Origin of the sequence: Nocardia barduliensis (genome assembly GCF_013315795.1) — a bacterium.
In the GTDB taxonomy this organism is placed as follows: Bacteria; Actinomycetota; Actinomycetes; order Mycobacteriales; family Mycobacteriaceae; genus Nocardia; species Nocardia barduliensis.
In genome coordinates this window covers 1-8,650 of record NZ_JABLTE010000187.1, presented here as the reverse complement: position 1 = coordinate 8,650, position 8,650 = coordinate 1, and the positions used below count along the sequence as shown (strand labels likewise).

General features: G+C 70.2%; 10 protein-coding genes. 5 read left to right on the top strand and 5 right to left on the bottom strand.

What is annotated here, in order from left to right:
- Positions 1-25: 25 nt before the first annotated feature.
- Genes HOV91_RS37605 through pyrR form a run of 4 tightly spaced genes read right to left on the bottom strand, consistent with a single transcriptional unit; the run spans position 26 to position 3,540 of the window.
- Positions 26-547, bottom strand: coding sequence for a PH-like domain-containing protein (locus tag HOV91_RS37605; protein ID WP_174189961.1), 522 nt, complete (start codon positions 545-547; stop codon positions 26-28).
- 38 nt (positions 548-585) lie between these two features.
- Positions 586-1,914, bottom strand: coding sequence for a dihydroorotase (locus HOV91_RS37600; protein ID WP_174189960.1), 1,329 nt, complete (start codon positions 1,912-1,914; stop codon positions 586-588).
- Positions 1,911-2,870, bottom strand: a complete 960-nt coding sequence (locus tag HOV91_RS37595) for an aspartate carbamoyltransferase catalytic subunit (RefSeq protein WP_174189959.1) — start codon at positions 2,868-2,870, stop codon at positions 1,911-1,913. Before HOV91_RS37595 ends, HOV91_RS37600 begins: the two co-directional genes overlap by 4 nt.
- A 37-nt stretch (positions 2,871-2,907) precedes the next feature.
- The gene (gene pyrR, locus HOV91_RS37590) at positions 2,908-3,540 is read right to left on the bottom strand and encodes a bifunctional pyr operon transcriptional regulator/uracil phosphoribosyltransferase PyrR (RefSeq protein WP_217441567.1); all 633 of its coding nucleotides are present in this window, start codon (positions 3,538-3,540) and stop codon (positions 2,908-2,910) included.
- Positions 3,541-3,770: 230 nt separating this feature from the next.
- Here pyrR and HOV91_RS37585 point away from each other — a divergent pair, with 230 nt between their 5' ends.
- The 3 genes from HOV91_RS37585 to HOV91_RS37575 all read left to right on the top strand — a co-directional run bounded on the left by HOV91_RS37585 (position 3,771) and on the right by HOV91_RS37575 (position 5,679).
- Complete coding sequence (locus tag HOV91_RS37585; protein WP_174189958.1) at positions 3,771-4,397, top strand: alpha-ketoglutarate-dependent dioxygenase AlkB; 627 nt, start codon at positions 3,771-3,773, stop codon at positions 4,395-4,397.
- A gap of 75 nt (positions 4,398-4,472) precedes the next feature.
- Positions 4,473-4,922, top strand: a complete 450-nt coding sequence (locus tag HOV91_RS37580) for an SgcJ/EcaC family oxidoreductase (protein WP_174189957.1) — start codon at positions 4,473-4,475, stop codon at positions 4,920-4,922.
- A 43-nt stretch (positions 4,923-4,965) separates the two neighbouring features.
- Positions 4,966-5,679 carry an HD domain-containing protein gene (locus tag HOV91_RS37575; RefSeq protein ID WP_174189956.1) on the top strand — a complete coding sequence of 238 codons (714 nt, stop codon included), beginning with the start codon at positions 4,966-4,968 and terminating at the stop codon, positions 5,677-5,679.
- A 148-nt stretch (positions 5,680-5,827) separates the two neighbouring features.
- Here the strand turns inward: HOV91_RS37575 and HOV91_RS37570 are convergent, their stop codons facing one another.
- Entirely contained in the window at positions 5,828-6,403 is a 576-nt protein-coding gene (locus tag HOV91_RS37570) for a TetR/AcrR family transcriptional regulator (RefSeq protein ID WP_174189963.1), read from the bottom strand.
- Positions 6,404-6,487: 84 nt separating this feature from the next.
- On the opposite strand from HOV91_RS37570, the gene HOV91_RS37565 reads away from it, so the two are divergent.
- A complete protein-coding gene (locus HOV91_RS37565; RefSeq protein ID WP_246351533.1) occupies positions 6,488-7,468 on the top strand; it encodes a quinone oxidoreductase family protein in 981 nt (326 codons plus the stop codon).
- A 44-nt stretch (positions 7,469-7,512) separates the two neighbouring features.
- Positions 7,513-8,650: serpin family protein (locus HOV91_RS37560; protein ID WP_174189955.1), on the top strand; the 1,138-nt coding region annotated here is incomplete at its 3' end.

Here is an 8,650-nt window from a genome sequence, read left to right as displayed (position 1 = left end):
GCCCTGCTCCCGCCCGTGTCTCCTGTCATCCCTCGTCATCTCCCGTCATCGTCCCGCTCTGATCCGTCGCAGGAAGCCGGCGCCAAGCCGGGTAGACCGACTTGTCGTCGCCGCGGAAACCCGTGTCGATCTCGGTTCCGGTCGGCAGCTTCCAGCGAATGACCAGCACACCATCTTCCGTCATCACTTTGCCCGCGTGGCCGCGTTCGGTGCGCACCGCCGTGATGGATTCCTGCGGAATCCAGATCACCGTCGCGCCGTCGCGTTCGAGCAGAATTCCCCGTTCGAACCGCGTGAGTTCCGCGGTGGCCCGGAAACCCAGGTCGCCCACCGTGATCCGGTCCTGCCAGCTGGGCGCGATGGTGCTGCCCAGATACAGGCCGGTGGTCGGCTCCAGCACCTGCGCGCCGAGTTCGGCGGGCACGGCAGGCAGCGCGCCGATGCGCTCCTCCTGCCGGGCCGCGCGGTTGCGCCAGCCCCGGTACATCAGCCAGAGGCAGACCACGAACAGCACCAGCAGCCCGAACACCCAGAGTGTTCTCTCCACTACGAACCTCCTTGAACGGCTGCGCCTCGATCGCTCATCTACGCCTCCGCACGGTTTCCCAGCGCCTTGCCGTCCCGGGCGGTGACCCGGCCGCGCAGCAGCGTCGCCGTCACCCGCGCCGGGAAGGTCATCGCCTCGAACGGCGTGTTGTTCGAGATGCTGGCCAGTTCCTTCCCGCGCACCGTCCAGCTCGCCTTCGGGTCGACCAGCGTCAGATTGGCCGGCTCACCGACCTCGAGCGGCCTGCCGTGGTCGTCCAGCCCGACGATCGCGGCGGGGCGCTCGCTCATCACCCTGGCGACGCCGCGCCAGTCCAGCAGCCCCGGCTCGACCATGGTCCGCACGATGATCGACAGCGCCGTCTCCAGTCCGAGCATGCCGGGCCGGGCCGCGGCGAACTCGCAGCATTTGTCCTGCTCCGCGTGCGGAGCGTGATCGGTGGCGACGCAGTCGATGATCCCCTCGGCCAGCGCCTGCCGCAGCGCGGCGGCGTCGGAGGCCTCGCGCAGCGGCGGGTTGACCTTGTTGACCGCGTCGTAGGTCTCCAGCCGGGAGTCGTCCAGCAGCAGGTGGTGCGGGGTGACCTCGGCGGTGATCGAAATACCTTGCGACTTGGCCCATTTCACCAGCTCCACGGTGCCCGCCGTGGAGGCGTGACAGATGTGCACCCGAGCGCCTGCGTCGCGCGCCAGCAGGGCGTCGCGCGCCACGATGGACTCCTCGGCCGCGCGCGGCCAGCCGGCCAGACCCAGCCGGGCCGCCGTCGGTCCCTCGTGCGCGATCGCGCCTTCGGTCAGTCTCGGCTCCTCGGCGTGCTGGGCGATCAACACGCCGAGCGAGTTCGCGTACTCCAGGGCACGGCGCATGATCAGCGGGTCATAGACGCAGTGACCGTCGTCGGAGAACATCCGCACCGCGCCGACGCCGGCGGCCATGGTCCCCATCTCGGCGAGCTGCTTGCCCGCCAGGCCGACGGTGACCGCGCCGACCGGATACACGTCGACCAGGCCGACCTCCCGGCCGCGCCGCCACACATGGTCGGTGACGACCACCGAGTCGGCGACCGGGCTGGTGTTGGCCATCGCGAAGACCGCGGTGTAGCCGCCCAGCGCTGCGGCGGCGGACCCGGTCTCGATGGTCTCGGTGTCCTCGCGGCCCGGCTCACGCAGGTGGGTGTGCAGGTCGACGAAGCCGGGCAACAGGATCTGCCCCTGCGCGTCGATGATCTCGGCGTCGGCCACGCTCGGCTCGGCGCCGATCCGGCGGATCTCGCCGTCGGCGACGAGCACGTCGACCGGCTCGCCCTCGCCGTAGAGCAACGCGCCCTTGATCAGCACGGGGGTGTTCGCACTCGTCCGAGCGCTCATGCCACTGCCTCCTGTGTCCCGACGAGCAGGCGGAACAGGACCGCCATCCGCATGTGCACACCGTTGGTGACCTGTTGCAGCACCGCGGCCTTCGGGGAGTCCGCCACCGAGGACGCGATCTCCATGCCGCGCAGCATCGGGCCGGGGTGCAGTACGACGGCGTGGTCCTCCAGCAGTGCGAGCCTGCGCTCGGACAGTCCGTAGGTGATCGAGTACTCCCGCGCCGACGGGAAGAACCCGCCGTTCATCCGCTCGGCCTGCACGCGCAGCATCAGCACCGCGTCGGCGCCGATCAGCTCGGCGTCCAAGTGGTGCGCGACGCGAGCGGGCCAGGTCTGCACGCCGATCGGCAGCAGCGTGCGCGGTGCGACCAGCACGACCTCCGCGCCGAGGGTGGCCAGCAGGAAGACGTTGGACCGAGCGACGCGGCTGTGCAGAATGTCTCCGACGATGACGACCCGCTTGCCCTCGATGTCACCGAGGCGCTGCCGGAGGGTCAGCGCGTCCAGCAGGGCCTGGGTCGGGTGTTCGTGGGTTCCGTCGCCCGCGTTGACGACCGCTGGGCCGGACACCCGCCCCGCGGCGACCGCCCATTCGTCCATCCAGCGCGCGATCTGATGCGCGGCTCCGGAGGCCGGATGCCGCACGATCAGCGCGTCGGCGCCCGCGGCGTGCAAGGTCAGCGCGGTATCGCGGAGGGACTCGCCCTTGGCGACCGAGGAACTGCTCGCGCTGACGTTGATCACGTCCGCGCTCATCCACTTGCCGGCCACCTCGAAGGAGACCCTGGTGCGGGTGGAGTTCTCGTAGAAGACCGTCATCACGGTGCGGCCGCGCAGCGTGGGCAGCTTGTGCACCTCCCGGCCGAGCAGGGCCTGCTCGAACCGTTCGGCCTCGTCGAGCAGCTCGGTCGCGGCGGCGCGATCGAGCGCGGCGACCGACAGCAGATGCCTCATGCGCCCGCCTCCCGCCGCGAGCCGGCGTGCTGATCCCTCACGCCTCCTCCTGGTGCAGGTAGACGCCGTCGTGGCCGTCGTGTTCGGTCAACAGGACCGAGATGTCCTCGGACCGGCTGGTCGGTACGTTCTTGCCCACGTAGTCGGCGCGGATCGGCAGTTCCCGGTGGCCGCGGTCGATGAGCACCGCCAGCTGCACCGCGCGCGGGCGGCCCAGATCACGCAAGCCGTCGAGCGCGGAGCGGACGGTGCGACCGGAGAACAGCACGTCGTCGACCAGGACCACCAGCGCGTCCTCGATGCCGCCTTCCGGGACGGAGGTGCGTTCCAGCGGCCGGTGCGGACGGCTGCGCAGATCGTCGCGGTAGAGGGTGATGTCGAGCGAGCCCAGAGCCGGGCGGACGCCGGAGAATTCCTCGATCTTCTCGGTGAGCCGCGCGGCCAGGGTGGTGCCCCGGGTGGGGATGCCGATCAGCACCACGCGCGGCGCGTCCGGCTCGCCCGCGTCCAGCGCGGTCTTCTCGATGATCTGGTGCGCGATGCGCGCGACGGTCCGCCCGACATCCGAAGCCGACAACAGCTCTCGCCCCGCCGCCACCCACTCCGGGGTATGTCGCTGCGATGTCTCGGCAGCGCCGGACTTGGCGGCCCGCTCTTCGGGCACGGCCATGCCGACCTCCTTCCCCGCCTCACCGGACGGTCCGTTAAAGGATGTCTTACGGCAAGCAGCGTATCAGCGCCCCGACCCCCGCTTTCACCAGGCATATCGGCCTGTGAGCGGGGCCACTGCCGCCTCGGGACACGCCGGCACGGGCGGACCGCCGGAATCGGCAAGCCATCCGCCCTACTCCGACCGAAAACCGCTAGCACATATGTTCGATCGACGGTAGGCTCGGGCGCATGTCCACACCGTTGCAGGGATCGCTGCTCGACGGGTTCGGTGACACCGAGTTCGCGCCGCTTCGCGATGCGCGCCGTACCGTGCTGGACCACGGGGCATGGGTGGATCTTCTGCCCGGTTGGCTTTCGGGCGCGGACGCGCTGTTCGACCGTCTGGTCGACGCGGTGCCATGGAAAGCCGAGCGCAGGCCGATGTACGACCGTGTGGTCGACGTGCCCCGGCTGCTGCGGTTCTACGGAGAACACGAACCGTTGCCGGATCCGGCGCTGGCCGACGCCCGCACGGTGCTGAGCGAGCACTATCGGCCCGAACTCGGCGAACCGTTTCGCACCGCAGGCCTGTGCTACTACCGGGACGGGCGCGACAGCGTGGCCTGGCACGGCGACGACATCGGCCGCGGCGCCACGCACGACACGATGGTCGCGATCGTGTCGATCGGCGCGCCGAGAGCATTGCTGCTGCGGCCGCGCGGCGGGGGCGCGAGCCGCAGATATCTGGTGGGGCACGGGGACCTACTGGTCATGGGCGGCTCCTGTCAACGCACCTGGGAGCACGCGGTGCCGAAGACGCGCAAACCCACCGGTCCCCGGATCAGCATCCAGTACCGGCCGCGCGGAGTCCGCTGACCCGTCCCGATGTGCGCCGGGCGACAACGCGACCGGCTTGACCTGAACCGCCGTTGAGGTCGGAAGCTCGTCGGCATGAGTACGACAGCATCCACCCCGCCCCTGGTCCGCGACACGACAGTCGACCACACCGACGACATCGCGGCGATCCGCCGGATCGTGGCCAACGCGGAGGCCGGTTTCAACACCAACGACGCCCACCTGCTCTCGGCGGATTTCATCGCCAACGCCGCCGTCGTCAACGCGATGGGGACATTGATCACCGGATTCGACGCGCTGCTCGACGCGAACCGCAGCGGTCTGGCCGGATTCCTCAAAGATCAATACGCCCGCTACGAGCTCGCCGACATCACCTTCCTGCGCCCCGACGTCGCGATCGGGCACAAGCGGGCGTGGGCGACCACGGCCGAGGGCGAACTCCTCGATCACGACCACGCCATGATCGCGCTCTACGTTTTCGTCCGGCAGGGCGATCGCTGGCACATCGCCGCCAGGCAGAACACCCTGGTGCCCAAGGCCGAGTGATCGTCGTCCGTCACGCGTCACCCGCTCCGGTTAGCCTGGCAACATGAGCAATCCAGGGGCGGGGGTCTTGGCCGTGATGCCGCTGCACACGATCAGCGAGGTCTACGGCGAAGCCGGGCTGCGGGAACGACTACTGCTGGAAATCGCCGAGTTGCCGGATACACAGCGGCTGGCCGCGGCGCTCGATCTCGCGGCCGACCTACATCGCGACGATCGGTACGGCCGCGAGCCATACCTGAGTCATCTACTGCGCGTGACGATTCGGATCATCAGCCACTACGAGGTCCGGGATCCGGACGTGGTCGCGGCCGGTCTGTTGCACGACTCGGTCGAGGACCACGCCGCCGAGCTGGCCGCCGATCGCCCTGGTCCGCCCGTCGAGGCCGCGCTGGGAGCGATCGGCGATCGGTTCGGTGCGCGCGTGGCCGATCTCGTCGCCGCGGTGACCAATCCCGAACCGGATCCCGCACGCGACCGGCAGGCGCAGTACCGCGAGCATGTCGCGACCAACCTGGACCGAGACCCGTGGGCCCGCGTCATCAAGCTCTCCGACTTCACCGACAACGGCGTCGGCATCCTCTACGCCACCGGTCCCATGATGGCCAAGCTCGCCGCCAAGTACCGCCCGCTCACCGCCGTCTACCGTGACCTGGTCACCCGGCCGGACACACCACTGGCCGAGCACGTCCGGCAGCACATCCTCGATCAGCTCGACCGCGCGGACGAGCGCTTCGAGGCCATCCTCTCGCGGGACTGATCGCCGGGGCGATTCGGCGGCCGCTCAGAAGAATCCGCTATCCGGGCCGTTTCGCGAGCGCGGCTGCGTTCGCCGGGGCCACGGCCCGTTCGGGTACCGAGGTTGCCCGACGCGCCGATCCCTGTGTTGTCGACCAACGATCGAGTGGTCACGGTGCGCGGAGCACCGACTCCACCAGTTCGCGCACCGCCGCCAGCAATCGATCCGTCTGGCCTGCCCGGACCATGGCGGGCACCACCTCGGTGCTCAGCGCGCCGAGCAGCAGCCGCCCGACCGCTTCGGCATCCAGGTCCGGACGCGCGTCGCGCAGCAACGTGGTGATGTGGTTGTCCCAGAACGCGTGGAACTCCGCGGTCCGCGGATGCGGCGGTTCGGTGCGATAGGCGACCATCAATTCGGAGTTGTCGATCACCAGCCGCGTCATCGCGTCGAAGTAGGCGATCAGGCGGGCGCCGGGCGGCGCGCCGGGCCCCAGCGGCGGTGGGCCGCTGGTGACCGCCTCCATCAGCGTCAGCGCACTCTCGGCCACCATCTCGTGCAGCAGCCCCGCGCGGTTGCCGAACCGATGGAAGATCGTGCCCTTGCCCACTCCGGCGGCCGCCGCGACGCGATCCATGGTGATCGCCTCGGCGCCGTGCTCGGCGAGCAGCGCGAAGGTGGCGTCCAGGATGGCGCGTCGGTTGCGCGCCGCGTCCGCCCGTTCTCTGGGCCGTTCGCCGCCCATCACACCCGCTTTCTAGACAACTTGACCGACGGTCCATATGATCAATGAATCATTTGGACCGTCAGTCAACTTATGGAGTTCGTGATGCAGGCAATCGTAATGACGGCGCCGGGGAGCCCGGACGTGCTGGTACCGCGGGAGGTCCCGGCGCCGCGGGCCGCCGCGGACGAGGTGGTGATCCGCGCCGAGGCGATCCCGGTGCTGTTCCCGGAAACCAAGCTGCGTTCCGGCGAGTTCCCCCTCGCTGCTCCGCTCCCGCTGGTCTTCGGTTTCCAGGCGGCGGGCGTCGTCACCGAGACCGGCGCGGGGGTCGATCCGGCGCTGATCGGGCAGCGGGTGATCGTGGCGACCAGAGGTTTCGGCGCCTACGCCGAATTCGTCGCCGCACCGGCGGATTCCGTGGCAGCCATTCCGGACGGCCTGTCCTCGGTCGAGGCGGCAGCGGTGGTGATGAACGGCTCGGTGGCGATTCCATTGCTGGAGAACGCGGCGCTGACCGGCGTGGAGACCGTTCTGATCGAAGCGGCCGCGACGGGCGTCGGCAGCGCTCTCACTCAGCTCGCCAAGGAATTCGGGGCCGCTCGCGTCATCGGCACCGCGGGGGGACCCGAGAAGGCGGCCCGAGCCCGCGAACTCGGGGCCGACGAGGTGATCGATCACAACGACCCGGAGTGGACCACCCGGCTGCGCGAAATGCTCGGCGGCGCAACGCTGGACGTGGTGTTCGATTCGATCGGCGGCGAAGGCGCTTGCGGTCTGCTCGACCTCATGACCCCGCTACGCGGCCGGATGCTGGGCTACGGATGGCTGTCCGGCGCGCCCGCGCGGATCACCGCGACCGACCTGATCACACGCGGGCTCACCTACACCGGTTGCGCGGGACCGGACTGGTTGAACCGGGTCGCCGCCGCACGCACCACCGTGCTGGCCCGTGCGGCGGCGGGCGGCCTCGCTCCGCTGGTCGAGGCGGTACTGCCGCTGGAGCAGGCGAGCCGCGCGCATCGGCTGCTGGAGGAGCGAGCGCCGCTGGGCAAGATCGTGCTGCGGCCGGAGTCCGCCGCGTAGCGCGAACGGCGCGAGGCCCGCGCGACCGTGGCTAGGGTGGGATCGTGCGGACTTCCCTGGAATCCCATGTCGATGCCGCCAACGCGCTCACCGCACGGTGGTGCGCGGCGGCGGGCGAGCGAGACTTCGTGGTGTCCGGCGCGGGCGTGTGGCCGCTGCTGGCCTTGCTCGCCTCCGCCGCGGACGGCCCGGCGCGGAAGGAACTGACCACGGCGATCGGGGTGCCCGCCGCGAACGGGCGCGACGGGGCACTGCGGTTGCTGCGCGACCTGGAACGCGCGGAAGCGGTGTCGGCGGCATTGGGCGTGTGGGTGCACCACGATCTTCCGCTGCACGAGACGTGGTCGCGGGCACTTCCCGAGGGCGTCCTCGCCCGGTTGACCGGGCAATCCGAGCTCGACCGCTGGGCGGCCCGGCACACCGACGGACTCATCGAGCGGTTTCCGCTCACCGTCGATCCCGACACGCTGCTGGTGCTGGCCACCGCGTTGGTGGCGAAGACGCGGTGGGACGTGCCCTTCGAAGTCGGGACCCTGACCTCCGACGACGGCCCGTGGCGGGGACATCGCGGGCCCGGATTGTCGCGCACCAGCATGGATGTCGGGAGCGCCGCGATTCTGGACGCGGCGCAACCGGTCACGCGAGTCGTCGTAGCAGGTGCCGCCGACCTCGACGTCCACCTTCTCCTCGGCGCCGGATCACCCGAAGCCGTACTCGGAACGGGCCTGACGGCGCTGTCCGGCGCCACGCCGATCCGTTCCGACCTACCGGTCGGGACCGAGGGCCCGGGACTCAGCGTGCGCACCGAGCCGGTGCTGTCGCACACCGGTCAACTGCGCATCCTGCTGCCGCCCTTCGAGGTTCGCTCCACCCACGATCTGCTCGCCGCGTCCGGCCTGTTCGGCCTGGCCGCCGCGACCGACTGCACACGCGGCCATTTCCCCGCGATCTCCCCGTCTCCGCTGTGCGTCGGCCAAGGAGCACAGGAGGTCCTCGCCCGGTTCAGCCACGAGGGTTTCGAGGCCGCCGCCGTAACGGCCTTCGCGTTACGCGCGGCAGCGGCCGCACTGCGCCCCGCCAGCGCACCCGTGGTCTCGGTGACCTTCGACCGCCCCTTCGGCTTCCTCGCCGTCCACCGCCCGACCCAACTGGCAGTAGTAGCAGGCTGGATCGCCACCCCAC

Coding starts and splice junctions, on each gene's coding strand:
- HOV91_RS37565 (WP_246351533.1), top strand. CDS start 6,488: ATGCAGGCAATCGTAATGACGGCGCCGGGGAGCCCGGACGTGCTGGTA.
- HOV91_RS37575 (WP_174189956.1), top strand. CDS start 4,966: ATGAGCAATCCAGGGGCGGGGGTCTTGGCCGTGATGCCGCTGCACACG.
- pyrR (WP_217441567.1), bottom strand. CDS start 3,540: ATGGCCGTGCCCGAAGAGCGGGCCGCCAAGTCCGGCGCTGCCGAGACA.
- HOV91_RS37570 (WP_174189963.1), bottom strand. CDS start 6,403: ATGGGCGGCGAACGGCCCAGAGAACGGGCGGACGCGGCGCGCAACCGA.
- HOV91_RS37600 (WP_174189960.1), bottom strand. CDS start 1,914: ATGAGCGCTCGGACGAGTGCGAACACCCCCGTGCTGATCAAGGGCGCG.
- HOV91_RS37595 (WP_174189959.1), bottom strand. CDS start 2,870: ATGAGGCATCTGCTGTCGGTCGCCGCGCTCGATCGCGCCGCCGCGACC.
- HOV91_RS37580 (WP_174189957.1), top strand. CDS start 4,473: ATGAGTACGACAGCATCCACCCCGCCCCTGGTCCGCGACACGACAGTC.
- HOV91_RS37585 (WP_174189958.1), top strand. CDS start 3,771: ATGTCCACACCGTTGCAGGGATCGCTGCTCGACGGGTTCGGTGACACC.